The sequence below is a fragment of the Thermostichus sp. OS-CIW-32 genome, from assembly GCF_054060415.1.
Genome location: NZ_JBSSDD010000001.1, coordinates 365,033 through 389,397 on the forward strand (window position 1 = coordinate 365,033; position 24,365 = coordinate 389,397).

Consider the following 24,365-nt stretch of genomic DNA (forward strand, 5'->3'; position numbering starts at 1 on the left):
CCTGCAGACCTCTACTGGGATCCCAGGATCCCTTGACGTTTGGCTAGCCGCATTGCCCAGCGAAAGGCCAGCAGACCCAGGCCGAAGTAGAAAATGCCGCTGGCTAGAGCCATGATCAGCCGCACGGGATCCAAGCCCGCCTCCCGCACCATCACGTCTCGCAGCAGCCCAGCCCCCGCCGTCATGGGCAGACTTTGCCCTAGCCACCTCAGGGATCCCGGCCATTCTTCCGTGGGAGCAGCCAACAGGAAAAGCAGGCCGAATTGGCTGATGATCAAAAGCTGCTGAATTCGCTTCCAAATTAGAGCAGCGGATCCCAGCAAAAACGAAAAACCGTAGGCCCCCAGCACCACGCTCACCAAAGGCAACACCAGAGCAGGGGGAAACCGCAACCGGCTGCCCGTCAGCAATAAGATGACGCCCAGAATGACGACGACAATGGAAAAGCGCAACACCAAGCTGGCACAAGCCCGTGCCAAGAAGAGAGTGGCTGCCGAAAATGGCGAGAGCAACACCTGCTCCAAGGTGCCTGTCTGGGCTTCCACCTGCAGGTTGAGGGCGATGTCGTTCACCACAAAAATGACCAGCGTCCAGAGCACATAGCCGATCACCACCGCATCCAACCGTTCGCCAAATTGGGAGGCAGGCCCTGCCACATATTGGGCGCCGGCAAAGAGGGCATAGAAGAAGAACGTGGTGATCAGGATCCCGCCCAGGGCCTCCGCCGGATAGCGAATGTACTGGATCCAGGCCCGCTTTAGTTCGGCCCAAAACAGGTGGATCACTGGCATTGTCTATCCCCTCTTTTCAACAACTTGAGGAAGATGTGGGTGAGATCGGCTTCCTCTCGTTTGAGGCTGAGCAAGGGCAAAGGCCTCAAGATCTCTAGCACCTGATAAAGCCTCTCTGGCGGGCCGCTGAAGCGCATCTGATGGGATCCGAGAATCTCCACCCCTTGGCGGGCCAGTTGTTCAACCCTCCAGGGATCCAGCCCCTGTTCCAGCTCGATCCGATAAGTGCTGACGGCGCCGGCAAAGTTCCGGATGAACTCGCGCGTGGGGGCTTGGGCAACGATCACCCCCTGCTGAATGACAGCCACCTGATCCGCCAGCACCTCCGCCATCTCCAGTTGATGGGTAGTTAGCAGAATGGCCTGCCCGGAGGCAGCAATCTGGCGGATGAGGGATTTCACCGCTTGGGCGGCTTCCACGTCCAGCCCTAGGGTGGGCTCATCCAGCAACAACAGGGCCGGCTGGTGCAGGAGGGCAACGGCAATGGCCACCTTCTGCTGCATACCCCGCGAAAGGGTTTGCACGGCAACATCCCGCTTTTCCCACAGGCCAAAGGTCTCCAGGAGCTCTAGCCCCCGTTGCCAGGCGGTTCTGGGGGGTAGCCCCCGCAGCACGCCAAAGTACTCCAAGTTCTGGAGGGGGGTCAGCCGCCAGTAGAGGTTGCGGTTGCCTTCCAGCACCGCCCCTACTTGGGCCAATGTGCCAGGATCCCTGTGGGGATCCCGTCCGAGAACGCACACTGTGCCCGCGTCCGGTTGGATCAGCCCGGCAATCATCTTAATGGTGGTGGTCTTGCCGGCCCCGTTGGGCCCCAAAAAAGCCAGGATCTCCCCTGCTGCCAGCGTCAGGGATACATCCACCACCGCCCGCACCTCCCTGCCTCCTTGCCGGTAGGTTTTTTGGAGGTGGTGAGCTTCTAGAACTTTCATGACGCGAACCCGATGCAAACGCGAAGCCGATGCAAAAAGGAGCGCTGAAGAGAGGAGGGCCGGCCATTCCACTCTCTCACACCAGAGCATGGGCCCGCCTCGAGAGGGATCCGGCAAGATCTAGGGGGTCATTGGGATCCCAGCCTCCATCCGGCTCAGGGCCAGGCTCATCTTGTCCAGCCACTGCAAAAGGCTCTCCAGTTGCTGCGCTGCCGGTACCATCCCCAGCCCTCGCACCGTCACCTTGCCCGGTTGGTAGACAAAGCGAGGCTGCAGGTGAGTGGGCAGGGCCTCTTTCAGGCGATTCCAAGCGGGCTCCTCCATGGGGGTTTCCAAAAGCACATGCTCTTTGGCCGGTTTGATGCGGGAAAAGCCCAGGGCTCGGGCCAGCACCTTCAGCTCCATTACCCGCAGCAGCTCCTGGGTAGGCTTGGGCAGGGGGCCAAAGCGGTCTTGCCATTCTTGGGCAATTTGCAACAGCTCGACCCGAGAGCCAGCAGCGGCCAGTTGTCGATAAGCCTGCATCTTTTGATCTTCGTCGGGAATATAGCTTTGCGGGATCATAGCGGTTACATTGAGGTCAATTTGTGTGTCCTCCACCTGTGGGATCTCCTGGCCGCGAATTTCTCGAATGGCTTCTTGCAGCATTTCCAGGTAAAGATCGAAGCCCACCGCATTGACTTGCCCGGATTGTTCCGTTCCCAGCAGGTTGCCAATGCCACGAATTTCCATATCCCGCATTGCCAACTGATAGCCGGATCCCAGTTGGGTAAATTCCTGAATGGCCTGTAGGCGTTTGCGGGCCTCCTCGGTGAGGATCCCGTCTTCTCGGTAAAACAGCCAAGCATGGGCTTGGATCCCAGCCCGGCCCACCCGCCCCCGCAGCTGGTATAGCTGAGCCAATCCAAACTCCTGAGCATTTTCAATCAAAATGGTGTTGACGCGGGGAATATCCAAACCGGATTCGATAATCGTCGTGCAGACCAGGATATCGATTTCCCCATTGTTAAAAGCCAGCATCGTTGCCTCTAGCTCCCCTTCCGGCATCTGCCCGTGGGCAATGGCAATGCGAGCACCGGGCACCCACTCCCGCAATTTGGCACTGGTTTCTTCGATGCCTTCAATGCGGTTGACGACATAGAAGACTTGACCGCCGCGATCCAACTCTTGGCGGATAGCCGTGCGGATGACTTCGGGGTTGTAGGGAGAAAGGTGAGTTTTGATAGGCCGGCGGGAAGGAGGCGGAGTTTGGATCAAGCTCATTTCCCGCAAACCCGACAAGGCCATATACAGAGTGCGGGGAATAGGGGTGGCGGTGAGGGTGAGTACATCCACCTGGGTTTTGAGAAGTTTGATTTTCTCTTTTTGGTTGACGCCAAAGCGCTGCTCTTCGTCAATAACCAAAAGGCCTAAATCCCGAAATTGCACATCCTTGCCCAAAAGCTGGTGGGTGCCCACCACAACATCCAGTTCGCCACTCTTGAGACGGGATAGGATTTCTTTTTTCTCCTCCGAGGTGCGGAAGCGGTTGAGCAAGCCCACTTGAATAGGATAGGGAGCAAAGCGCTCTTTGAGGGTGTGGTAGTGCTGCTGGGTAAGAATGGTGGTTGGCGCCAGGAGAGCTACTTGCTTGCCGGCGGTTACGGCTTTGAAAATGGCACGGATTGCCACCTCTGTTTTGCCAAAGCCCACGTCCCCACACAGCAGCCGATCCATAGGGCGTGGAGATTCCATATCCCGCTTGATCTCCTGGACAGCTCGGAGTTGATCCGGCGTCAGGGGATAGGGGAAAGAATCTTCCAGCTCCTGTTGCCAAGGAGAATCGGGCGGGAAGGCATAGCCCTCCTGTTCGGCGCGTTTGGCATAGAGCTGCAGCAGGTCAAAGGCCACTTTTCGCAGGCTCTTTTTCACCTTCTGTTTGGTCTTTTCCCAGGTGCTGCCGGACATCTTGTGCAGGGCAGGTGGTCCATCCCCGCTGGCGCGGTAGCGGGAAAGGGAGTTGACCTGGTCGGCAGCCACCCGCAACAGGCCATCGCTGTATTGAATAACCAGGTACTCGCGGGTTTCGCCCCCAATGGTGAGGCTTTCTAAGCGCAGAAACTGGCCAATGCCATGGGCCTTGTGAACGACAAAATCCCCTGGCTTGAGCAGGTTGGGATCCACCTGGCGAGAGCTGGCCTGGCGGCGCTTGCGCACATAAGTAGGGGTGGCCAGGCTGTGCTGGCCGAAAAACTCGCGGTCGGTGAGCACCACCCACCCCAAGGTGGGCAGGAGAACCCCCTCCAGCTCGGCCAGGCCGGAATACTTGAGGGCCACTGGGGTGTAGGACTGCAGCTGGCGCTCGATGGCCGGGAAGTCTTTGGGATTGGGCACGTACTGGGCGGGGCAGTCGTGTTCCTGCAGCAGAGCTACGGTGCGGGAGGGCTGGGCAGAGAGGATCCACACCTGCAACTGCTGCTTGCGGTACTCGCGCAGGGTTTTAGCCAGGGATCCAAACTGGTGGGGAGCAGTAGGCACAGGCCGGCTTTTTAGGTCAAGGGCAGCTTCGGCTTCGCCAGCAGGGGCAAAGGTGCGGGCCAACAGGCAGGGGAAGGGATCCCAGTCGGGAGCATGGAGATCGAAGGGGCGGTGAAAGGGCTGCAGAGCCGGCTCGCTGGCCCGGGCCAGCTGCCACTGCTCCTGGGCGTGGCTTAGCCACTGCCGGCTGTGGGCTTGGCACTGCTCCGGCTCGTCGATCAGGATGAGGGTGGTGGGATCCAGATAGCTGAGCAGATTGGCGGGAGGGGTGTAGAGCAGGCCGAGAAAACGGCGCAAGCCTTCCGGGGGGGTGGGCGACTGCTCCAACTGCTGCCGTAGGCCCTGGGAGAGCTGATCGGCTTTTTCCTGCAGAGCGGGCCAGAGGATAGGCCCATAGCCGGTGGGAGTAAGCCAAACGTGGGGGATCCCATCTTGGGAGCGCTGGCTGACTGGGTCAAACTCCCGCAGCCGCTCCAGCTCGTTGCCAAACCACTCTAGGCGCACCGGCCACTCGCAGGCCACCGGGAAAACGTCGAGAATGTCGCCCCTTTGGCTCCACTGCCCCTCGCTTTCCACCAGACTCACCCGCTGGTAGCCCAGACGGGTCAACTGCTGCCCCAACTGCTGCGGCGACATCTCCAGGCCGGGTTCCAGCTGGAGGCAAAAGGCCCGCAACACCTCTGGGGGAGGGAGGTGGGGTTGGAGGGCCCGCTCTGTCGCCACAATGGCCATGCCCTTCTTCCCCTGGAGGCAATCGGCCAGCACCTGAAACTGGCCCCACACCAGCTCCGGTTCCAGGTCAAAAGGTTCGTAGGGGGAAGCCTCTGAAGTGGGGTAAAGCTGCACGCTCTCCCAGCCCATGCCCTCCAATTGCGCTGTCCAGCGGCCTGCCTCCTCCAAGGTGGCGGTGACCACCAGCAGAGATCTTCCCTCCTGCTGGGCCAAAGCCGAGGCGATCAACCCCTTGGCAATCCGCCCTGCCCCCTGCAGATTTGCCCGTCGCTGCGATCTCAAGCAGGCGGCCAGCTCTTGAATCAAGCCGGACTGGCCTAGAAAGCGCACCAGCGGAATAAACGACATCTTCCACCCCACCCTGCAAACTGGGATCCCAATTCTGGCAGGCTCCGGGGACAATCAGCAGCCGTCTGCTGGCGCTGTAGACGGGAAGTCGCCTCTTGCTGGGAATTGCTCCTCGATCTATTGGGACAACAGTTTTGTTGTTTAAAGACGAAGAAAACCAGAACCCTATGTCAATGGCCTGCCAGTCTTCGGCCGCTGGGTTCACAGTGCACTTTTTGCCTTGTAGTCTAAATCACAAAAAAGCCTATACTTCACAGAATCCTAAAATTAACCTTTAGAGTCGGACAGCTTGTCGATTGTCTTGGCCAAGATTCGATGTTAGAAGGAACAACGAACTACGGCTTTCCCGACCTCATCTAATGTCTGCTAGTGAGCAAGATATTTTTCATGCCGGAGATGTAGCTGCATCAACTGCAGCAGATGTTGTCGGAAAAAGCTGCATGAATCAATCCACCTAAACTTGGTACAAATTATGTTTCTAGACACCGTCGCGCTTTCTCGGCTACAATTTGCCCTCACGGCTATTTTTCACATGTTGTGGCCGGTCTTAACAACAGGAATGGCCATTTATCTTGTTGTGATTGAGGGGCTTTGGCTAAAAACCCGCAACCTAGATTACTACCGTCACGCCCGTTTCTGGTCAAAACTCTATGTGTTGAACTTTGGTATTGGCGTGGCCTCAGGCTTGCCGATGGCCTTTCAGTTTGGCATGAACTGGGCGCCCTTCTCCGAAGCAGTGGGAGATTTTTTCGGCACCATCCTGGGGTTTGAAGGCACGATGGCCTTTATGCTGGAGGCCAGCTTTCTGGGGATCATGCTGTTCGGCTGGGAGCGCGTCCCGCCGGTGATTCACTGGATCTCGACGATCCTGGTGGCCTTTGGCGCCAACTTATCCACCTTTTGGATCCTGACGGCCAACTCTTGGCTGCAGACGCCGGCAGGTGGCGTGTTCGTCGATGGGAAATTTGTGGTGCGGGACTACCTGCAAGCTATTGTCAACCCCTTCATGGTCAACAGCTTTCTGCACATGTTTTTTGCCACCTTGGAAACCTCTTTGTTTGTTATCGGTGGCATCAGTGCCTGGTACATTCTCAAGCGGCGGCACAGCGAGTTCTTCTCCCGCTCCCTCAAAGTGGTCTTGGCAATGACCCTAGTGGTCGCCCCTTTGCAGGTGTTCGTCGGCCATCTGAGCGCGGAGCAAGTCTATCGCTATCAGCCGGCCAAGCTGGCGGCCATGGAGGCCCAGTGGGAGACGATCCCTGCCGGCGAGCGGGCAGACTGGAGCCTGTTGGCTGTGCCCAACGACCGCGAAGAGCGCAACGAGTGGGAGGTGAAGATCCCTGGCGCGCTGGGCTATCTGCTGGAGTTCAAACCCAGGCTGGATCGACCCATTCAAGGGCTCAAAAGCTGGGATCCCCAAAATCGTCCCCACATGGTCGGCCTGATCTACTACTCCTTCAGAACGATGGTGGCCATTGGTCTTTTTCTGGCCGGGCTTGTCGGAGTTACCCTTGTGCAATGGCTGAGGGGCAAGCTCTCAGTGGAGGCCCTTTCTCAGCAAAAGTGGCTGATGAGAGCTTGGATCTTCGCAGCACCCCTGGGATACATCGCCGTTGAAACCGGTTGGATCGTCCGCTGTGTGGGTCGGCAGCCCTGGATTGTGTATGGACAACTGCGCACGGTGGAATCGGTTTCGCCCCTGCCGGCAGGAGAAGTGCTGTTTTCTCTGGTTGGCCTGACCGCGTTGTACACTGTGTTCTTCGTTGCCGCTCTCTACTTTGGCAGCCGCATCATCCGCGAAGGGCCAAACCTGGAGTTGCCCGCCCCTGTCCCGGCAACGCAGCCGGTGATCGTGGTCGAGCCTGCCCGCCACGAACCGGATCGCCGTCCTGCAGAAGCTCGGTAGCAGCAGTTTGGTAGCCATCTAACTGGTGACTCCAAGTAGCAACAGGGCAACGTAGCAGGCCCATTCCCCACAGCAGTGAAACCCTTCGCTACGTCAACTCCCAACTTCCCTTCCCTAGAGGGAGAGGGACTGGGGATCGCCATCGGGAACTGTCTCGCACTGGTCAGAAATACTCAAAGCAGAGGGAACAGCGATGGAATCTTTTGAGCCTTTACAGCGGTTTCTGCCCCAGGTTTGGTTTTTTATCCTGGGCCTATTCCTATTTCTCTACGTTCTGCTGGACGGGTTTGATCTGGGAGTTGGTATCCTCTCCCTGACGGCCTCCAGCGAGACGCGGCGCAGCATTCTCATGACCAGCTTGGGCAATGTTTGGGATGCCAACGAGACGTGGCTGGTGTTGATGGGGGGATCCCTATTTGGATCTTTTCCTCTCGCCTACGCCACCATTCTCAATGCCCTCTACATACCCTTGGTGATCATGGTGGTGGGCCTGATCTTGCGGGCCGTTTCCTTCGAGTTTCGGGAAAACGCCGACAACAAGTTGGTGTGGAACCTGGCCTTTGGAGTGGGCAGCTTTTTGGCAGCCTTGGGCCAGGGATTTGCCTTGGGCAGCGTCTTCGAAGGGATCCGCGTGGACGAAGCCGGCCACTTTGCCGGCAGCCCCTGGGATTGGCTGACCTGGCGCACGCTGTTGGTGGCTCTTACTTTGATCCAGGGCTATGTGTTAATCGGCTCAGCCTACCTAATCGTTAAGACCACCGGCGAGCTTCAGGAAACCTACTACAAGACGGCAACCATCGCCACCTGGACAACTTTACTGGGGGCAGTGTTTATCACCATCAGCACTCCTATCATGTCCGAGCAGGCGCGTGCTCAGCTTTTCTCGCCCCCTCTTTTCTACATCTTTGCTGCCATCCCAGTTCTGGGACTTTTGTTGGTGGCGTTGTTGCTGCGCAGCCTGCGCCGGCGGGAAGAAAATAGCGTTTTGGTTTACACCTTTTTGATTTTTGCACTTTCTTTTGTCGGCTTGGGGTTCATGGTCTTCCCCAACATCATCCCCCCCAGCGTCACCATCTACGAAGCGGCAGCCTCCCCCAGCTCGCTGGTGTTTATGCTCACCTTTATCGGCTTCCTGATCCCGGTTATCTTGTCCTACAACATCTACAACTACGTGGTGTTCCGGGGCAAGATCGTGGTGCAGGAAGTGGCGGCGGAAGAGGCCAAAGTTCCAGAGGCAGTTTAAGCTGGCCTGAGGATGCAGCAATAACCCCGCCCGGTGATGGGCGGGGCAATTTTTTAGGTGCAATCGAACGTCTACAGAGAAAGGCTGATACATTTACGCTGAACACTGCTGAGCACTACTGCTCAACGGTGAAGCGATAGCATTCTGTCCGTTTCCGAACAGAAAGGCGGTATCCCGCAAAGCCCTGAGCATGACGCCCAGAGCGCCTTGCCAGTCTCGTGGTAGCCTATGGTTGCACTTTTGGCATCTAAACACCTTTGCGCCACCTAATTTAGTGTGGATGTGCCCACACTTGGTACAGGTTTTGCTGGTGTACGCTTCCGATACTTCCACGACGACCACGTTTTTCTTTTTGGCTTGAAATTTCAGGAACTGCTTGAACCGATAGTGCGCCCAGGTGAGCATCGCCCTTGCTGTCTTGCCACCAAACTTCCTCCCTGCCTTGGCAACCATCTTGGCTGACTCGAAAGTGGGGAGGAATATCAATCGGTAGTTATCCGTTAGGAACGCCGCTACCTTGCGATGGCACTCGTCCACCAAGTTCCTGATTCTCTCCCGCAGACGAAACGCCGCTTGCCGCATTCGCCTACGCTTGGGCCTCGGCGCTTTGCTCAGCCTAGATTGCAGATCGTCTAGGTGGTAGCACAGCCGAGTGATTCTACCAAAGTCCCCCTTGGCGATATCTACAAAACCTGCTCTCACTCTCTCTTGAGCCATTGCCGGATCTGCTCGGCAGCTACATCGCGACCTCCCAACCCAAAAGCCAACGCCACCGCCACGGCAATCGCCCCCAGAACCAGACCAAAAGCCAACACCACAATGTCGGTGGCCACGCCCATCTGCTGCAGGGCCATGGCGCCAACAAAAACCAAGATAGCCACCCGCGCCGCCTGGGCCAGTACCCCTGAGGAAGGGCTACCCAAGCTCTTGATCATAGAGTGGGCCAAATTGGCCAAATAAAGACCGATCCCAAACACCAGGGCGCCGATGAGCACCCGACCGGAAATCAGCAACAGCCCCTGCACAATGTCGGTTAGGGCGGCAAACTGCAGCAACTCCACTGCCGGCACCGCCCCAAACAAGACCACGCCTACCCAGACCACCAAGCCGGCGATCTCGGAGGGAGTGCGACGTTTGGCAGCGGGATCCCCTTCAGGCTCAGGAGCAGCGGCCAGGGGCAAGCCCAGCCCCGCGACCAGACGGTCAAAACCCACCGCCTGCAGCAACTGGGTTACCAAGCTGGCCAAAAATTGCCCCAGCAAGTAAAAGACGGCCAGGATCAAAGCGGATCCCGCGATCAAGGGAATGGCCCGCAACACCTGCTCCAGCATCGCCACCGCCGGATCGGAGATGGCCCGAATTTCCAAGGCATTCAGCGCCGCAATCACCGCCGGGATCAACACCAAGACATACACCACCGTCCCGACGATCTGGGCCAACTGGGGAACGCCAAAGCGTGCCCCCAACCGATTTGCCCCTGCTGCCACCAACAAATTGGAGACGATCCCACGCACGATGCGGGCCAAAAACCAGCCCACTGCACCGATGATCAGCGCTCCCAAAATCCGCGGCACCATCGACAGCAACTGATCCAGCAGGTTTTGCACCGGCTGCAGCGGCCCCTGCAGGTTCAGGGTATCCAGGATGATCGGCAAAAAGAACAGCAGAATCAGCCAGTAAAGGGCATTGCCCAAAGTTTCATTCAGCAGGAAAGGGGTGACCTCTGTACCTCCCTCTTGGCCGGTTGGGGTTCCTTCTGCACCTGCCTCACCGGCAGTGCTTTCCTGTTGCAGAGGCCGGGCCAACTGCTCATCGAGGTTGAAACGCCGCAGCCCCTGGATGACCGCCAGCCGAGCAACAGTGGCCACCACCCAGCCCACAGCCAGCAGCACCAGCGCCCCACCCACCCGTGGCAGATAAACGAAGATTTCCCCCAAAAACCTGTTGAGCGGATCGGAGACAGCTTGAAGCTGCAGGGCATTCAGTACCGCCACCAACACAAAAGCAAGAATCACCCAGTAGACGGCAGCGGCCACCCAGCGCTCCGTTTGGGGCAGCTTCTCGCCGGGCTTTTGGCCCAAAACCCAAGCAGCCAAGCGATTGTCCAGTTGCGTCCTTTTGAGCAGTCCTCTAACGCCGAAGGCTACTGCCATGGCCACTATCCAACCCAGAATTAAGATGACAATCGCCGCAAGGAGATTGGGCATAAAATCGATAAGCCTAGACCAAAGACTGACGACAAAAGAGATGGCCTCATCTCCAATGGTGTTTCCAGAGGTGTCCATAATGATCCTCACAGCTTGAAAATGCTCAGGATGGACAGATAACAAGTGTAGGCTAACCTGAAGTGTTTTTTCAGGCAAGCTGGCCAGAGGGGGGATACGATATGAAAAATATATATTGAAGCAGAAATGTCGGATCTCGAAATAAAACTTCACATTCTATTAACCCAAGGGCTCCAGCCATCAGTCAAAGCTCCGATGGGCCATCGAACAGCAAGGATCGAATTCAAGTTGTTGATACCGCAGATTATAGCTTTTCCCCACCGAGCAGGAGCTTTGTAGATTAAGTCAGGATCTCTGTTGTGCGATGGATGCGGCTGCATTGGCTAGAGTCAGTGTTGCTGGGAGGAACTGTAGCGGGCAGTTTGCATCCACAGAATGAGAGCATTTTGATGACCTATATAAAGAATCAAACGGGCAATCGACACTCGGTCAATGGGTTGGATCCCCTGTAGCCTTGATATGCTTAGCCTATTGGCTTGCTCACTGTCTGACCTAAGGTGTATCCCGAAATACGTTTGCAGTTCTTCAATTTACAATTGATAGCCTTCTAAATCGGTTTCTTCCAATACACCAGCGCATCTTCTCCGTTGTAATACCCCTTGCGACGTCCCAGCCGTTGAAACCCTGCCGATTCGTACAGGCGGATTGCCGCTTGATTGGAAGCCTTTACCTCCAGAGTGGCCCAGCGGCAGCCTGCTGCTCTCGCTTGGTTCAGCAGTTCTTCCAGAATCCGCCGGCCCAAGCCCTGTTGCCGGTGCTCGGGATCCACCGCCAAGGAGATGATATGCGCTTCTTCTTCAATGCGCCAGAGAATGCCGAAGCCCACCAGCTCTTTTGTCACCTGCGTCGGCGAGGTGGGGCCTGGAGAGGGAAGGGGGAACTCCGTTTGGCCCAAGCCACACGGGGCGCCAACGGCAGCGGGTTCCGCCACTACCCCAATCACCGTGCTTGTGGGTCGTTCCAGCTCCGCTCGATATCCCTGTTCTCCCCAGTATCCCCCATAGCACCGCTGATCCAGCTCCAGCAGTTGGGGCAGGGCAGTGATGTCCAACAGCTGCAGCCGATAACTCGTACCGCTCATGGTGGCCTAGTCTCGCAATTCGCAGAATTCCGCCAACAACAACTGCCCCAAGGGATCGTCATCGGGAGCCGCGTAGGGCAAGGCTCTGCGGCTGATGCTCAAGATGTTGCCCCCCGATTGGGGATGGTGCTCCGCACCGCTTTCGCGAACAGGCTTGAGTTCGTAGTCGATCCCTTCGGTGAAGCCGGCTTCCTGTAGGTAGTCTTGGGCGGCTTTGAGGATCCCTTCTCGCAGTTGCGCTTTGACCGCAGGGGCCATGAGGTGGCGAACAAACCACTGGGCGCTGGCGGGATCCACCTCGGCCAGGTATTGGAGGGCAGGGGTCAACACAGCAGGGCGCTCTTGAGGGGACAAGCCGTTCACCTGCTGAGCTACCGCGGGCACATCCCGCCGTTGCATCGCCTGGATCAGGGCTTGTGTGGCTGGAGAAAATGAGGGATCCTGCGCTTGGCTCATGGCTGGGGGTACCAGAGGGATTCGAGGGTGCGGACAAGGGCTGCTGCTTCGAAAGGAGAGGGAGCAGTCGGCAGACAGACGGTTACATGGCCCAGTTTTCGCCCTGGGCGGGCAGGGGTTTTGTGGTACCAATGCACCGTGGCATTGGGGAGCTGGGCCAAGCGCTGCCGCTTTTCTGGGTAATCGCCGGTGGCATGCTCATAGCCCAAGAGATTGACCATCACTGCCCCCCCACACTTGAGGGAGGGATCCCCCAAAGGCAGGCCGAGGATGGCCCGCAGGTGTTGCTCGAATTGTGAGGTGCGGCAGGCTTCTAGGGTGTAGTGGCCGGAATTGTGGACCCGCGGCGAGATTTCGTTGATCCAGATCCCGGCCTTGGGGTGGGGCGGCGGCACCCAGAACAGCTCGATGCCAAACACGCCAACTGCACCCAATTTTTCCATCAGATCGGCTGCCAAGCGCCGGATCTCGGCCTCGGTGGTTGGGGGGATGCGGGCAGGCACCAGGACATGGCGGCAGATTTGCTCAATCTGCACAGTTTCCACCACCGGATAAACCCGGATCTCTCCCTTCAGCCCCCGCGCTACCATCACCGCCAGCTCCCGCTCGAACGGGATCCATTCCTCCAGCAATAGCGGGATCCCCTCAGATTGGCTAAGGGCCTGCTGCAAAGCCGCTCGCTCGTGCAAGATGCGGGTGCCCTGCCCATCGTAGCCCTGCCGCCGTCGCTTGAGCACCACCGGAAAGCCCAGTCCAGCCAGGTCTGCCGAATCCAACACCGCCTCCAGCGGAAAAAAAGTCGGCACCGGCAACCCCAACCGCGCCAGGAACTGCCGTTGGTGCAACTTGTCCAGCAGCGGCTCTAGCGTGCTGAGGCTGGGACGAAAGCGGGATCCCTCCGGATCCAGTTTTTTCAGCTCCGGCAGAGGGATAAACTCGTTTTCAAAAGTAACCACCGGGCAGCGCTCCAACAACTGGGCCGTGGCCTGGCTGTCGGCTGTGGATCCCCAAACCACCCCATCGGCCACTGCCACCGCCGGATCGGTGGGAGCAGCAGCCTGCACCACCAGCGGGATCCCCATCTGGCGAGCTGCCAAGGCCAACATCTGCGCCAACTGCCCGCCGCCAATCACCCCCACAGGTTGGGATCTCTGGTCTTTTGAGGATACCTGGGTTTCCACAGCCGTACCGTTATACTGGGTGGTGGGCCGCTGTCCATTGCTTCTTGGATCCAGAACCCCATTATGGGACCCCTTGCCCTCCAGCGCTAGGAGAAAAACGGTGGAACCCTCTCAACCCTCTGAGCTGAGAGCTCTAATCAACCGAGCTTTGGCGGACAAAGTCTTGACTCGCGCCGAGCAACAGCAGATTCTCAGTGCCGTCATGGCCGATCAAGAAATTTCCCCAGAAGAGCACGAACTGCTGGAATCGATTGTGGAGCGCCTAAACAGTGGCGAGATCCGCGCTGTCGATTGAGCCCTGCCTTAAGACTGAGAGTGTCCCTAGGATTTTGGAGAATTGGATCCCAGTCTGTCCTTCGGCGCTGGGTATTCAGTCTGCAATGCTTGGGTCAATCCCGGTGGGTGGATCGCCTAGAATAATCCACAACCCACCTCTTTCTGCTGCCATGAGTTCTCACTCTTCAGATTGGTTCACGCGGGCTCGCCACATTTTTTACGGCACGGCCACCGCTCTGGTGGAGATCCTGCAAGACCCGGAAAAGCGCACCGAAAACCTCAACCGCCTTTCGATGGACTTGGGACAACTGGCGGCGGAGCTGGAGCAAAAGGGAGAGTTGATCGAGCAGGAGGCAGTTCGTTACGTTGAGAGTCTCAGGGATCCAGCCGCCAACGCCCCCTCGGCAAGTCCTGACTCTGAAGCGCCTGTCGAGAATGCTCCCCCGACACCAGCTTCCTCCCCCAACAAGCCGGCTATCTCCAGAGAAGAGATGGCTGAGTTGATGGAGCTGATCCATCAGATTGAGTCCTTGCGCCTGGATTTGGAGCGGTTGCGCACCTCGTCCTGAGTCCTGTGCGGTTCGATATCCTTACCCTTTTCCCCGAATTTTTTGAAACGCCGCTGCGCATTGGGCTGGTGGGCAAAGCCCTACAGCAGGGGATCGCCGAAGTCCACTGCACCAATCCACGCGACTTCGCCACCGATAAGCACCGCCGTGTCGATGATGAGCCCTACGGGGGTGGGGTGGGCATGGTGCTCAAGCCAGAGCCTTTCTTCGCTGCTGTCGCCTCCCTGCCCCGGTTGGATCCCTGCGAGATCATTCTGCTGACGCCCCAGGGGCAACCGCTAAACCAGGCGCTGCTGCAGGAGCTGGCCCAGAAGGCGCAACTGATCCTGCTGTGTGGCCAGTATGAGGGCTTTGACGAGCGCATCCGGGAACACTTGGCTACCCGTGAAGTGTCGCTGGGGGATTTTGTCCTGACCGGGGGGGAAATTCCGGCGCTGGCCCTGATCAACGGCGTGGTGCGGCTCTTGCCGGGCACCGTGGGCAAGGTAGACTCGTTAAAGAGGGAAAGCTTCGAGGCGGGGCTGCTGGACTATCCTCAGTACACCCGCCCGCCAGAGTTTCAGGGGTACAAGGTGCCGCCGGTACTCCTCTCAGGCGACCATCAAGCCATTGCCCGTTGGCGTCTGCAGCAGCAGCTGGTTCGAACCTGGCAAAGGCGGCCAGACCTGTTGGCCAAGCGCCCCTTGACCGCCGAAGAGCAGCAGTTGTTGGTAGAGGGGCTGGCGGAGCAGCACCCTCGTGTAAACGAAGCGGAGAAATAAATCATGCTCGGCAAGCTTCTCAACCGTCTCCTGAATCCATCGCCCGTCTGCTGGCGTGGGATCCCCTCGCCCCCAGTGCTGCTTCTGGTGGGAATGGCCTTGAGCTCGGTTCTGAGCGGTTCTGGGGTGGCCCTGGCCCAAAGCGGAAGTGTCAACGATGCCATTCGCCGCGACAGCAATCCCTCTCTGTTCGATGGCACCAGCATTAACGTCAACGATCTCTTCCGGGCTGCCGACTTCCTCTCTCGCCAGAATGCTGCTTCCCGCTGGGACGGCAAGGCCAGCGTTGATGCTGCTGTGGAGCAATTCAACCAATCCCGCCGCCGCTCCCTGCTGCTTTCTCCCGCTTCCTTGGCACCTGAGCCCACCCCCACTCCCTAAGGTTGGATCCCATTCCCGGTAAATCTGTTAGGATCGCAAAGCCGATCCCGTGCCTGCTGAAATGCGGTACACCGTTTTCGGGATCCATTAGGAGAACACCGCCGTGGTTAAGAGCACCCCCTCCAGCAAAGCCGATACGGAACAGCGTTTGGATCCCGCCAGCCGGGGTCACTCCAAAGACAGTTCCACCGAACTCAAAGGGATCCCGGGTTTTATTCAAGAGACCCGCACAGAATTAAGCAAGATTGTTTGGCCGAGCCGCCGGCAATTGATCGGCGAGTCGGTAGGGGTCTTACTGATTGTGTTGGCTTTTGCTTCCTTCATCTACCTGGTCGATCAAGTGTTTGCTTGGGTAGCCACTCAGCTGTTCTTGTGATGTTCTGTCCTGAGGGGCAAGAGAGTCATGTTCAAGGATGGCTACAGGGAGGATGTGAGGTGATGAGGCCAGAGCAGCAGCGAAAACGTCGTGGGGGCCGTGTGGAGCACTTTGAGCCTGCAGACGCGATCCCGGAACCAGACGAGGGGGAAGGTCAAGAGCGTCGCAACCTGCGCTGGTACGCCGTGCAGGTGGCCTCAGGCTGCGAGAACAAAGTGAAGAGCACCCTGATGCAACGGGCGGCTGCTTTGGATGTGGCGGATCAAATTGTCGAGGTGGTGATCCCGAAGCGGACGGGCTTCAAGCTGGATCGATCCGGCAAGCGCCAGGAGCAAGAGGAGAAGATTTTTCCCGGCTATGTCCTGGTGCGCATGGACATGAACGACGACACTTGGATGGTGGTGAAAACAACCCCCAACGTGATCAACTTTGTTGGCACGGAAGAAAAGCGGGCCTACGGTCGCGGTCGGGGGCATGTTACACCGCGTCCCCTCAGCCAAAGCGAAGTCCAGCGCATCTTCAGCAGCGTCGAGGTGGAGGAAGTGCCCCTCAAAATCGACATGGCCCCTGGGGATCGCATCGAGGTGCTATCCGGCCCCTTCCAGGGTTTCTACGGCGAGGTGGTGGAGGTCAGCCCAGAACGGGGCAAGCTCAAGGCGTTGATCTCGATTTTCGGGCGCGATACCCCGGTAGAATTAGAGTTTGGTCAAGTGCGAAAAGAGGTGTAACTGCGTTTCATGGCTAAGAAGTTGGTGGCCGTGGTCAAGTTGGCCATTCAGGCGGGCAAGGCCACCCCCGCTCCCCCCATTGGCCCAGCCTTGGGTCAACACGGGGTCAACATCATGGCCTTTTGTAAGGAGTACAACGCCAAGACGGCGGATCAGGCCGGGATGGTGGTGCCTGTTGAAATCTCCATCTTCGAGGATCGCAGCTTTACCTTCGTCCTCAAGACGCCGCCGGCTTCGGTGTTGATCAAGAAGGCTCTGGGCATTGAGTCTGGCTCCAGCGAGCCCCACAAAACCAAGGTGGGATCCCTGACCCGAGCTCAACTGCGCCAGATCGCCGAGCAGAAGCTGCCGGATTTGAATGCCCACGATGTGGAGGCGGCCATGAAAATTATTGCCGGAACTGCTCGCAGCATGGGGGTGACGGTGGTGGATTGATGGAGGGATCCCTTGCCCGGTCTGAGGTGTTCACGGTCTTGAAAAAGTTGTTCTAGCAAACCACTGTGGGGGAGAGAAGTTCTCGCCAGTACCCCGAGGAGAAACGATGGCTCGAAAGCTTTCCAAACGTATGCAGGCTTTGCGGGAGAAGGTGAAGCCCATTGCCTATGCTCCCGAAGCGGCTTTGGCCCTGATGAAAGAGACGGCCACCGCCAAATTTGAAGAGGCGGCAGAGGTTCACATCCGCCTGGGGATCGACCCCAAGTACGCCGACCAACAACTGCGCACCACTGTAGTCTTGCCCAGGGGCACCGGCCAAGAAATCCGAGTGGCGGTGATTGCCCGCGGCGAGAAAGTGGTGGAGGCCCAAAATGCAGGGGCGGATCGGGTTGGCTATGAAGACCTGATCGAGGAAATCGGCAAGGGAGTTATAGATTTTGACCTTCTGATCGCCACCCCCGATGTGATGCCCCAAGTGGCCAAGCTGGGGCGGCTGTTGGGGCCGCGCGGCCTCATGCCCTCTCCCAAGGGGGGAACGGTAACCATGGATCTGGCCCAGGCGATCAAAGAGTTTAAAGCCGGCAAGCTGGAGTACCGGGCGGATCGCACCGGCATTGTGCATTTGATCTTCGGCAAGTGCAAGTTCCCCGTCGAAGCTCTGCTGGAGAACCTAAAGGCAGTGCAGGAGTCCATCGATCGCAACCGTCCCTCTGGAGCCAAGGGCAAGTATTGGCGAACCCTACATGTTTCTGCTACAATGGGCCCCTCGATTGAGGTTGATATCAATGCCCTGCGGGAGCTGAAGTTGGCGACCTAAGCCTGGCTTCGGCGCTGCGATGGGTTGAAAAGGGTTTGAGTGAGTGAATTTGGAGGAGGATCCCGGCAGAACATCTTTCCCCAGTCGAATAGCAAGCCGAAGACAGCAGGTGCCCGCGGGCTTAATGTCCTGCCGAGGTTTGAGCGAAGTTCAAAGGGATCCCTTCTTGGATCGCTTTTGATGGTGCGCTTATCTCCATGCGTCTCGGCCACGGCTGGGACGCATTCTGTTTGGCAGAACCCAGATTCACCACCCGTTAACCCTGGGTGACCATTGACAACAAAGGAGGTGAGCGCATGGGCAAGCAACCTTTAGCGAAGAAAGCGGAGATCGTCGATAAAGTCCGATCCCTGCTGCAGGCCAGCCAAATGGTGCTGGTGATCGACTACAAGGGGCTGACCGTTGCGGAGATGGACCAACTGCGGGCAGAGCTGCGCAAGTCGGATTCGGTTTGCATGGTTGTTAAGAATACCCTGATGCGGCGAGCCATCGCCGACCAAAAAGCTTGGGCAGGGATCATTCCCTTTTTGGCGGGGCCGACGGCCTTTATCTTGATTCGGGGCGATATTTCAGCCGCCCTGAAGGCGTATCAAGATTTTGCCAAGCAAACCAAGAAAACCGAGTTCCGCGGTGCTGGCATTGAAGGGCTATCCCTGACCTTGGAGCAGGCCAAGGCCATCGCCGAGCTACCGCCCAAGGAAGTGCTCATGGCCCAAGTGGCGGGCAGCCTCAAGTCGGTGGCCACCGGCCTGGCGGTCGGGCTCAATGCTGTGCCCACGCAAGTGGCGCGCGGTATCCACGAGATCCCAGCCTCTCTGGGGCGGGCCATCCGGGCCATTGCCGACAAGGAGGCCGCATAAAGGGCTTCAGTTCATCAGCCCAAACCTGTGTATCGATTCTGTTACCCCCAAGGAGAAACCATCATGTCTTCAGAGCGCGTTGCAAAGATTTTGGAAGAGTTGAAAGCCTTGAGCTTGCTGGAAGCTTCCGAGCTGGTGAAAGCCATCGAGGAAACCTTTGGCGTCAGTGCAGCAGCCCCAGCCGGCGGCATGGTCATGGCAGCTCCTGTGGCAGCGGCGGCGGCAGCTCCGGCGGCAGCCCCTGAGCCGGTGGAAGAGCAAACTGCCTTTGATGTCATCCTCGAGGCTGTGCCAGCCGACAAGAAGATCGCCATCCTCAAGGTGGTGCGCGAGTTGACCGGCTTGGGCCTGAAGGATGCCAAAGATCTCGTCGAGGCGGCTCCCAAGCCTGTCAAAGAAGGAGTTCCCAAGGAGGAAGCCAACGACATCAAGAAAAAGCTGGAAGAAGCCGGCGCCACCGTCAAGATCAAGTAGTTCCAGTTACGAGGAGAGCGCCTCTCCCTGCTCTGACGAGGAATCTAATCAAGACTCTCAAACCCAAGGGGGGCTGCTCCGGCCCCTCTTTTGGGTCTGCCCGACCATTGGCGTGGGTTCGGGATCCCTGCTCCGCCGCGCTTCCACCTCTCCGTGAGCTTTCAAGAGGGCAGCCAGCTTGCGACGCATGACGATGCTGGGTTTATCGGTAAACATGTGCTGCTCCGCCTTGATATCGAGGGGAACGTCATAGTCGGTGCTTTCCAGAACCCGTTGATCCTCAAGGGTCACCTGCCGATCGAAGGCGATGATACTCTCAGCACTCACCTCTGCTTCCGAATCGTTGCGTAAACAGAATTGCACCACCTGCGAGGTTTGGTCGTCGATGGGGGTAGCCGCTGTGAAAATGATGTGGATGAGGCCGTTGGGGTAGGTGATTTTGAGCTTGCGACCAAAAGGCATAAACCAGGTGCCCTCCAGGATACGCACTGTGCGATCCTCTGACATCCGCAAGTTTTGCTTCTGCAAGTCACTGTTGAACACCGGCAAAACAGAGGTGGCCCGAAGGCCATATTCCAGTTCTTCAAGGCTGTCCAGATCGGGGGGTACAGGCTCGGAGATCACCCCAAAGCTCTGGTGATGGACGAAGTGGGGATGGGCATTGTCAAAGGAGTTTTCCATCAGGCGCAGGCCGGCGCATTTCCAGACCTCATAGAACTGATGAATTTGGCGAAACCGGGAATCCGCCACCTCTGGGATCTCGGGAATATCGGTCAAGGGATCCGCCAATGCCACCCAAACATAGCCGTAGCGCTCTTGGCAGCGAAACCCCTCCACCTTGTAGGTAGGGGGGATGAAGTTGTCTGTAAGTTGGGGCACCTTCACACAGGTGCCAGAGCCGTCAAATTCCCAGCCGTGATAGGGACAGCGGATGTGGCCATTGCAGACGACCCCCTTGGAGAGTTGAGCGGAGCGATGGCAACAGCGATCCAAAACGGCGCAGGGCTGCCCCAACTCATTGAGCCAAAGCACCAAAGGGGTCTTCAGCAGCGTGAAAGCTTGTGGGCCGGCTTCCAGAGCTGATACTGGGATCACAGGGTACCAAAACCGCCTCAGGACAGGTTGCTGGGTAACAAGCATAAACCCGCTCCACAAGCTCTAGTTCGGAGAATCATGAGCTGGCTTTTCGTGAGCCTAGGTGGCTCAAAGCACCGCCCCCCGTGAAAAAGATAGGCGTTGAAATGGCAGAAGTCCGTATAAGCCAACACAGCTTTGCCCTGCCACAGCGGTCGCGTTTGGACATCGACAACTCCCCCTCTATCCAGAGATGGGCTATTGATTGAGGGAAGTAGAAAAGTGTCAGTGGGCTTCTGTTGGCATGTGGCTGTGGGGAGAGGTGGAAAGGTGCAAAACGAATTGAACCCCAACCGAGATCTCCGTAACACAGGGATCCCGGCCCAACCTACTGCAGAGTCCACCTCCCCCAAACCAGAACCGGCTGCTGAGAGCCAGGCAAATTGCTTGACAGACGGAGAGGTGGATCCAGAGCCCCGCCTCAGCCGTTCTCAACAAGAACGACAGCAGGAACGCCGCTCCTTACCTTGGCGCCTGGGGCTGGCCAACGTGCTCTCGGCAGGGTTGCATTTCATCGCGTTGCATTTCATGGCGATGAGCTGGATGGGTTGGCGGCCTGGGATCCCGGAGGAGGAGATAATCTCCTTTCAGTGGGTGGAGATGGCGGATGAGCCGCCCCCAGAGCCGCAGTGGATTGCGCCCGTCTCCGCCCGTGAGTTCGGTGTCTCTGAACCCTGGGACGATGTATCGGTGCGGCAGTCGCAAGTGCCCAGCCCAAGTGAAGAGGCCACTTCTGCGGCGGCACAGCCTTTGGTTGCCTCAGCCGCAGGGAGTCCTGTCCCTGGGATCCTTTCTCCGCCGACAAGGGAGCTTGAGATGCCCCAACCCAACCGCGACTCTGCCTCTCCTCAGCAGCAGCCAGAGGCCAGGTTAGAAAATCTGTCAGCGGGTTTAGCAGCTCTGGAGCAGGCAGTTGCCGATCACAATTGGGCGGAGGCGCTACATCTGACGGAAGAATGGCTGGATCACTGGCCTCTGTCCTCTCCACAGCGCCAGCAACTGCAGGACTATCGTCAGCATCTGCAAAGCCTACTGGCTACCTCCTCGGCAGCAGCAGTGGAGACCAAATCGGCTCAGATCTCTCCTGCTCAATCCCTCAAGCCTCAACCCGAAAGAGCAGCAAGTTCTCCTGAGGTTTTGCCACAACCCTACCTGTCGGCTCCAGCGGATCCGCATCCAACTTTGCCCTCTCCAGAGCCGATCGCAGCCCCGTTGGAAGAGCCTTCTCCCACCTTGCCCCCGACTTTTCCTACCGGATCCCACAACTCCGACTTCGGTCGCACCAGTGGGATCGAGTCCTCTCAGGCAGGCCCACCCAGCCTAAATGCCGTCGCCGATCCAGATTGGGGAGACTACTTGGCTCAATTCCAAGAAAGGGTTCGCCAACACTGGATGGTACGGCGAGCATCCGGCTCCTACGTAACAGTGGTGCAGGTGCGTCTGGATCGACAGGGATCCCTGCGGGAACTGCGCCTGCAAACCCCCTCAGAAGATCCCCTGTTGGATGCAGCCGTGCTCAGTGCCATCCAGCGCTCAGCCCCCTTTGCTCCTTTGCCCGAGAGCTATGTTGGCGAAGAACTGATGCTGGAAATCGACGTGTTGAGCGGATCCCTGCAGGCTGGCCCAACCCAGATTCCGAGAAACTAACGTCAGAACCTCAGGCAAGGCCACAAGCCCTGTTCAGAGGGGTTCAGATTTCCGAGTGTCGGCAGTAGCCTAGGCCATGGACTTGCGGCGGTTGCGCCGGACGGCCACCGCTTTGCGCTTGCGCTTTTCTAGGTTGGTTTCAAAGTGCCGATGGTTGCGCAAGTCCCGTAAAATGCCCGCCTTAGAAACCTGACGCTTGAAGCGACGCAGCGCAGATTCGATCCCTTCGTTTTCGCCAATCGTCACTTGGGTCATAAGCAAGACATCTCCTCCGTCAATCAATGGGATGGACTCGGTTACAACAGGGATCCCTATCGTGACATACTCCCGACTCCGACTGCTGGCGGTACGGAGCGGGCTTCTCGCTTCATTGGGGAGCTAGTGCAAGAACCCTCCACGAGCAGACACGGGATGCCCCACCGCGTAGCTGTACCAGATTCCGGCAATGCCGTTTTGCACAGCCAGGTTGATTATAGAACAGGGGATGTCCGCCTTTCATTCCGACCCTCGTCCTACGGACAGAGGGCGGGGCTTCAAGGACTCCGTCCCGCTAGCGCGAACGGCGGCCTAGCTAAACGATCGCCACACCACTGCTTGCTGCCACAGTTCGTGTTCACTGCGCCCGGCTGCCAAAGTTGAGCCCCGCAACCACCTCACCTTCCCTCAAATTGACAACGAATGAAGCAGTTGTCCCGGTGGGGGGTGGAGGGGAGGGTGGTGCTGGAGTTGGGCTGGGGGCACTGCCGATTACCGATTGCACAAAACCGGTGAAGCTAGACACCCGCGTATACACCCCATAGAAATTGGGCTGGGCGCAGCCGATGCCAAAACTGGTGATTCCGGCCAGGGCAAAACCCGTGCCACTGGACACAATCAAAGGCCCACCGCTATCAGCCTGACACGTATCGACTCCCCCCTGAGGAAAGCCGGCGCAGAGCATAGTATCTAAAATGGTGCCATTGTAGGATTGGGGCGCGTTGCACACCGCATTGGAGACGATGGGAACGGTGGCCTGCTGCAAATCTCGGGGAAAGCCGCTGGGTTCTTGATCCAGGGCGCGGGGGAAGGTGGCTCCCCAGCCGAGGATGGTGGCGGCAGTGCCGGGGGCTGTCAGGTTGGTTTGGTTGGGCTGCACCAGCGGCAGGGTGGCCAAAGCTACTGGCCGAGAAAGGCGCACCAGGGCAATGTCGTTCCCCCCAAGTTTCCCCACCTGGGGGTTGTAGCCGGGGTTGAGGACAATTTGCGCGGCGCGAATGCGTTGACCGGCGCCGATTTGTAGGCGGTTGGTACCCAACAGCAGATCCAGATTTTGGGGATTTACCACCTGCCGGCCTTGATCGTCGAAAAAGCAGTGGGCAGCGGTGAGCACCCACTCCGGCGCGATCAGGGATCCGCCGCAAAACTGCGCTTGAAAAGGATCTGGCTCAGCCGCGTTCAGCAAGGCCACCATCCAGGGAAAGGCCCCTTCGGGAGCAGGTCTGCCGCCCACAATCCGCTCCAGCCCCAAGCCTGAGCGCGGCGTGGTGAAGATTCGCCCTGGGGGCAAAAGGGCGGTGACGCGGTAGGTGCCAGGGGGCAAGTTGGAGAAGCGAAAGTTACCGCTGGCATCGCTGACGGTGCTGGGCTCCCCCGGGTCGAGGCGGCCATTGCCGTTTAAGTCCAAAAAGGTGGCGATGCCCGGCAGCCCCGGCTCCCCCGGATCCCGCAGCCCATTGCCGTTGAGATCGTCGAAATGGGATCCCTCAATTCGTCCTGTGGGAGGGGCCGAGACTGGGGGAAGCAGGCGACTGGAACCGCCACCGCCACAGGCGCTCACACTCAAGGCCAGACTCAACCCCAGCAGAACAGACCAGGAGCGAGCCAAGCCAAGGGGGGAATGGGATCGCGAGAGATGAGGCATGGTCAGATTCTCCAAAGCCAGCCGGTTGTGCTAGCCAAGGATATCCTACCGGCGAAGCCTAAGGATTGCGCAACCGGGAGAACTTCTCCCCGCGGCCGGCTCTCCCGAGTTGCCCCAAGACCCCAATGCCCACTTTTGCCTCTTGCCGCCCGTGCACCTGGGCAGTAAAACCAGGGTGGGAGGGTGTGTGGCAGATGAATATCGCGGTCTTGGGGTTCAAAGGGGGCGTGGGCAAAACCACTACAGCGGTGCATTTGGCCCTCTACCTTCAGCAAAAACAAGGGGCAGCTCCTGCGGGTGGGTCGGGGATGGCCCTGTTGATCGACGCCGATCCCAATCGCTCGGCCTCTCGCTGGGCAGAACGGGGATCATCCTTTGCTATCAAGGTATTGGCCGGGGATCCCACCACTCCCACGCCCACGGGCTTTCAGCACACGGTGATTGACACCCCTGCCCGTCCCACCTCGGAACAGTTACCAAAAAACTGGGTCTAAAGCCCCGCCCTAAGGCCTACGGCCCGCTGACGCGGCCAGGGCGG

The 24,365-nt window shown here is 58.3% G+C and carries 24 protein-coding genes, 1 pseudogene and 1 other annotated feature; of the genes and pseudogenes, 14 read left to right on the top strand and 11 right to left on the bottom strand.

Translation table 11 applies throughout. The features are described 5' to 3' along the window. Positions 1–11: 11 nt before the first annotated feature. From ACVWY8_RS01705 to mfd, 3 genes are all read right to left on the bottom strand, one after another. Positions 12–791: an ABC transporter permease gene (locus ACVWY8_RS01705; RefSeq protein ID WP_457392181.1), complete on the bottom strand. Its 780-nt coding sequence runs from the start codon at positions 789–791 to the stop codon at positions 12–14. Then, a complete protein-coding gene (locus ACVWY8_RS01710) occupies positions 782–1,720 on the bottom strand; it encodes an ABC transporter ATP-binding protein (RefSeq protein ID WP_457392179.1) in 939 nt (312 codons plus the stop codon). Before ACVWY8_RS01710 ends, ACVWY8_RS01705 begins: the two co-directional genes overlap by 10 nt. 120 nt (positions 1,721–1,840) lie before the next feature. After that, on the bottom strand, positions 1,841–5,317 hold the full coding sequence (gene mfd, locus ACVWY8_RS01715) for a transcription-repair coupling factor (RefSeq protein WP_457392177.1): 3,477 nt from the start codon (positions 5,315–5,317) through the stop codon (positions 1,841–1,843). Between the two features lie 472 nt (positions 5,318–5,789). Here mfd and ACVWY8_RS01720 point away from each other — a divergent pair, with 472 nt between their 5' ends. Further along, positions 5,790–7,223, top strand: coding sequence for a cytochrome ubiquinol oxidase subunit I (locus tag ACVWY8_RS01720; protein WP_414423506.1), 1,434 nt, complete (start codon positions 5,790–5,792; stop codon positions 7,221–7,223). Between the two features lie 193 nt (positions 7,224–7,416). Next, a complete protein-coding gene (gene cydB / locus ACVWY8_RS01725) occupies positions 7,417–8,466 on the top strand; it encodes a cytochrome d ubiquinol oxidase subunit II (RefSeq protein ID WP_414414009.1) in 1,050 nt (349 codons plus the stop codon). A 93-nt stretch (positions 8,467–8,559) separates the two neighbouring features. On the opposite strand, the pseudogene ACVWY8_RS01730 reads toward cydB, so the two are convergent. The 5 genes and pseudogenes from ACVWY8_RS01730 to ACVWY8_RS01750 form a co-directional block, all read right to left on the bottom strand. Then, a pseudogene (locus ACVWY8_RS01730) lies at positions 8,560–9,162 on the bottom strand (zinc ribbon domain-containing protein); the annotation flags it as partial. A gap of 2 nt (positions 9,163–9,164) precedes the next feature. Next, positions 9,165–10,751 carry a mechanosensitive ion channel gene (locus ACVWY8_RS01735; RefSeq protein ID WP_457392174.1) on the bottom strand — a complete coding sequence of 529 codons (1,587 nt, stop codon included), beginning with the start codon at positions 10,749–10,751 and terminating at the stop codon, positions 9,165–9,167. Between the two features lie 547 nt (positions 10,752–11,298). After that, entirely contained in the window at positions 11,299–11,832 is a 534-nt protein-coding gene (rimI, locus tag ACVWY8_RS01740) for a ribosomal protein S18-alanine N-acetyltransferase (RefSeq protein ID WP_457392171.1), read from the bottom strand. 6 nt (positions 11,833–11,838) lie between these two features. Then, a complete protein-coding gene (locus ACVWY8_RS01745; protein WP_414329467.1) occupies positions 11,839–12,288 on the bottom strand; it encodes a hypothetical protein in 450 nt (149 codons plus the stop codon). Beyond that, positions 12,285–13,427 carry a 5-(carboxyamino)imidazole ribonucleotide synthase gene (locus ACVWY8_RS01750; RefSeq protein WP_414417006.1) on the bottom strand — a complete coding sequence of 381 codons (1,143 nt, stop codon included), beginning with the start codon at positions 13,425–13,427 and terminating at the stop codon, positions 12,285–12,287. The genes ACVWY8_RS01745 and ACVWY8_RS01750 overlap by 4 nt, the downstream gene beginning before the upstream one ends. A 142-nt stretch (positions 13,428–13,569) precedes the next feature. On the opposite strand from ACVWY8_RS01750, the gene ACVWY8_RS01755 reads away from it, so the two are divergent. The 10 genes from ACVWY8_RS01755 to rplL all read left to right on the top strand — a co-directional run bounded on the left by ACVWY8_RS01755 (position 13,570) and on the right by rplL (position 19,146). Next, entirely contained in the window at positions 13,570–13,764 is a 195-nt protein-coding gene (locus ACVWY8_RS01755) for a hypothetical protein (RefSeq protein ID WP_414329471.1), read from the top strand. A gap of 151 nt (positions 13,765–13,915) precedes the next feature. Next, a complete protein-coding gene (locus tag ACVWY8_RS01760) occupies positions 13,916–14,314 on the top strand; it encodes a hypothetical protein (protein WP_414329472.1) in 399 nt (132 codons plus the stop codon). Positions 14,315–14,319: 5 nt separating this feature from the next. Continuing rightward, positions 14,320–15,075, top strand: coding sequence for a tRNA (guanosine(37)-N1)-methyltransferase TrmD (gene trmD / locus ACVWY8_RS01765; protein WP_457392169.1), 756 nt, complete (start codon positions 14,320–14,322; stop codon positions 15,073–15,075). Between the two features lie 3 nt (positions 15,076–15,078). After that, positions 15,079–15,456, top strand: a complete 378-nt coding sequence (locus ACVWY8_RS01770; RefSeq protein ID WP_457392167.1) for a hypothetical protein — start codon at positions 15,079–15,081, stop codon at positions 15,454–15,456. A gap of 103 nt (positions 15,457–15,559) precedes the next feature. Beyond that, the gene (gene secE, locus ACVWY8_RS01775) at positions 15,560–15,832 is read left to right on the top strand and encodes a preprotein translocase subunit SecE (protein WP_457392164.1); all 273 of its coding nucleotides are present in this window, start codon (positions 15,560–15,562) and stop codon (positions 15,830–15,832) included. 62 nt (positions 15,833–15,894) lie between these two features. Beyond that, positions 15,895–16,560, top strand: coding sequence for a transcription termination/antitermination protein NusG (gene nusG / locus ACVWY8_RS01780; RefSeq protein ID WP_011432848.1), 666 nt, complete (start codon positions 15,895–15,897; stop codon positions 16,558–16,560). A gap of 9 nt (positions 16,561–16,569) precedes the next feature. Beyond that, positions 16,570–16,995 carry a 50S ribosomal protein L11 gene (gene rplK, locus ACVWY8_RS01785; RefSeq protein WP_011432849.1) on the top strand — a complete coding sequence of 142 codons (426 nt, stop codon included), beginning with the start codon at positions 16,570–16,572 and terminating at the stop codon, positions 16,993–16,995. A gap of 106 nt (positions 16,996–17,101) precedes the next feature. Further along, positions 17,102–17,812 (top strand): 50S ribosomal protein L1, encoded by a 711-nt coding sequence (gene rplA / locus ACVWY8_RS01790; protein WP_414351001.1) that lies wholly within the window; start codon positions 17,102–17,104, stop codon positions 17,810–17,812. Between the two features lie 78 nt (positions 17,813–17,890). Continuing rightward, positions 17,891–18,050 (top strand) — a sequence feature (ribosomal protein L10 leader region). 58 nt (positions 18,051–18,108) lie between these two features. After that, positions 18,109–18,672, top strand: a complete 564-nt coding sequence (gene rplJ / locus ACVWY8_RS01795; RefSeq protein ID WP_011432851.1) for a 50S ribosomal protein L10 — start codon at positions 18,109–18,111, stop codon at positions 18,670–18,672. Between the two features lie 63 nt (positions 18,673–18,735). Further along, positions 18,736–19,146, top strand: coding sequence for a 50S ribosomal protein L7/L12 (gene rplL / locus ACVWY8_RS01800; protein WP_414350999.1), 411 nt, complete (start codon positions 18,736–18,738; stop codon positions 19,144–19,146). Between the two features lie 57 nt (positions 19,147–19,203). Here rplL and ACVWY8_RS01805 read toward each other — a convergent pair whose 3' ends face one another. Continuing rightward, complete coding sequence (locus ACVWY8_RS01805) at positions 19,204–20,286, bottom strand: aromatic ring-hydroxylating dioxygenase subunit alpha (protein ID WP_457396751.1); 1,083 nt, start codon at positions 20,284–20,286, stop codon at positions 19,204–19,206. A 264-nt stretch (positions 20,287–20,550) separates the two neighbouring features. Between ACVWY8_RS01805 and ACVWY8_RS01810 the strand changes: the two genes are divergently transcribed. Further along, the gene (locus ACVWY8_RS01810; protein WP_457392158.1) at positions 20,551–21,927 is read left to right on the top strand and encodes a TonB family protein; all 1,377 of its coding nucleotides are present in this window, start codon (positions 20,551–20,553) and stop codon (positions 21,925–21,927) included. A gap of 69 nt (positions 21,928–21,996) precedes the next feature. Here ACVWY8_RS01810 and rpsU read toward each other — a convergent pair whose 3' ends face one another. Both rpsU and ACVWY8_RS01820 read right to left on the bottom strand, forming a co-directional pair. Then, positions 21,997–22,182, bottom strand: coding sequence for a 30S ribosomal protein S21 (gene rpsU, locus ACVWY8_RS01815; RefSeq protein WP_011432857.1), 186 nt, complete (start codon positions 22,180–22,182; stop codon positions 21,997–21,999). Positions 22,183–22,540: 358 nt separating this feature from the next. Further along, positions 22,541–23,827, bottom strand: a complete 1,287-nt coding sequence (locus tag ACVWY8_RS01820; RefSeq protein ID WP_457392155.1) for a trypsin-like serine protease — start codon at positions 23,825–23,827, stop codon at positions 22,541–22,543. Between the two features lie 194 nt (positions 23,828–24,021). Between ACVWY8_RS01820 and ACVWY8_RS01825 the strand changes: the two genes are divergently transcribed. Beyond that, positions 24,022–24,321 carry a nucleotide-binding protein gene (locus ACVWY8_RS01825; protein ID WP_457392152.1) on the top strand — a complete coding sequence of 100 codons (300 nt, stop codon included), beginning with the start codon at positions 24,022–24,024 and terminating at the stop codon, positions 24,319–24,321. Positions 24,322–24,365 lie beyond the last annotated feature (44 nt).

Bases quoted from the DNA above. Each gene is read 5' to 3' on its own strand.
- ACVWY8_RS01705 (WP_457392181.1), bottom strand. From the start codon at position 791: ATGCCAGTGATCCACCTGTTTTGGGCCGAACTAAAGCGGGCCTGGATC.
- ACVWY8_RS01720 (WP_414423506.1), top strand. From the start codon at position 5,790: ATGTTTCTAGACACCGTCGCGCTTTCTCGGCTACAATTTGCCCTCACG.
- ACVWY8_RS01825 (WP_457392152.1), top strand. From the start codon at position 24,022: ATGAATATCGCGGTCTTGGGGTTCAAAGGGGGCGTGGGCAAAACCACT.
- ACVWY8_RS01760 (WP_414329472.1), top strand. From the start codon at position 13,916: ATGAGTTCTCACTCTTCAGATTGGTTCACGCGGGCTCGCCACATTTTT.
- mfd (WP_457392177.1), bottom strand. From the start codon at position 5,317: ATGTCGTTTATTCCGCTGGTGCGCTTTCTAGGCCAGTCCGGCTTGATT.
- rplA (WP_414351001.1), top strand. From the start codon at position 17,102: ATGGCTCGAAAGCTTTCCAAACGTATGCAGGCTTTGCGGGAGAAGGTG.
- ACVWY8_RS01770 (WP_457392167.1), top strand. From the start codon at position 15,079: ATGCTCGGCAAGCTTCTCAACCGTCTCCTGAATCCATCGCCCGTCTGC.
- rpsU (WP_011432857.1), bottom strand. From the start codon at position 22,182: ATGACCCAAGTGACGATTGGCGAAAACGAAGGGATCGAATCTGCGCTG.
- rplJ (WP_011432851.1), top strand. From the start codon at position 18,109: ATGGGCAAGCAACCTTTAGCGAAGAAAGCGGAGATCGTCGATAAAGTC.
- cydB (WP_414414009.1), top strand. From the start codon at position 7,417: ATGGAATCTTTTGAGCCTTTACAGCGGTTTCTGCCCCAGGTTTGGTTT.
- ACVWY8_RS01820 (WP_457392155.1), bottom strand. From the start codon at position 23,827: ATGCCTCATCTCTCGCGATCCCATTCCCCCCTTGGCTTGGCTCGCTCC.
- ACVWY8_RS01735 (WP_457392174.1), bottom strand. From the start codon at position 10,751: ATGGACACCTCTGGAAACACCATTGGAGATGAGGCCATCTCTTTTGTC.
- rplK (WP_011432849.1), top strand. From the start codon at position 16,570: ATGGCTAAGAAGTTGGTGGCCGTGGTCAAGTTGGCCATTCAGGCGGGC.
- ACVWY8_RS01745 (WP_414329467.1), bottom strand. From the start codon at position 12,288: ATGAGCCAAGCGCAGGATCCCTCATTTTCTCCAGCCACACAAGCCCTG.
- rplL (WP_414350999.1), top strand. From the start codon at position 18,736: ATGTCTTCAGAGCGCGTTGCAAAGATTTTGGAAGAGTTGAAAGCCTTG.
- nusG (WP_011432848.1), top strand. From the start codon at position 15,895: ATGAGGCCAGAGCAGCAGCGAAAACGTCGTGGGGGCCGTGTGGAGCAC.
- ACVWY8_RS01710 (WP_457392179.1), bottom strand. From the start codon at position 1,720: ATGAAAGTTCTAGAAGCTCACCACCTCCAAAAAACCTACCGGCAAGGA.
- rimI (WP_457392171.1), bottom strand. From the start codon at position 11,832: ATGAGCGGTACGAGTTATCGGCTGCAGCTGTTGGACATCACTGCCCTG.
- ACVWY8_RS01805 (WP_457396751.1), bottom strand. From the start codon at position 20,286: ATGCTTGTTACCCAGCAACCTGTCCTGAGGCGGTTTTGGTACCCTGTG.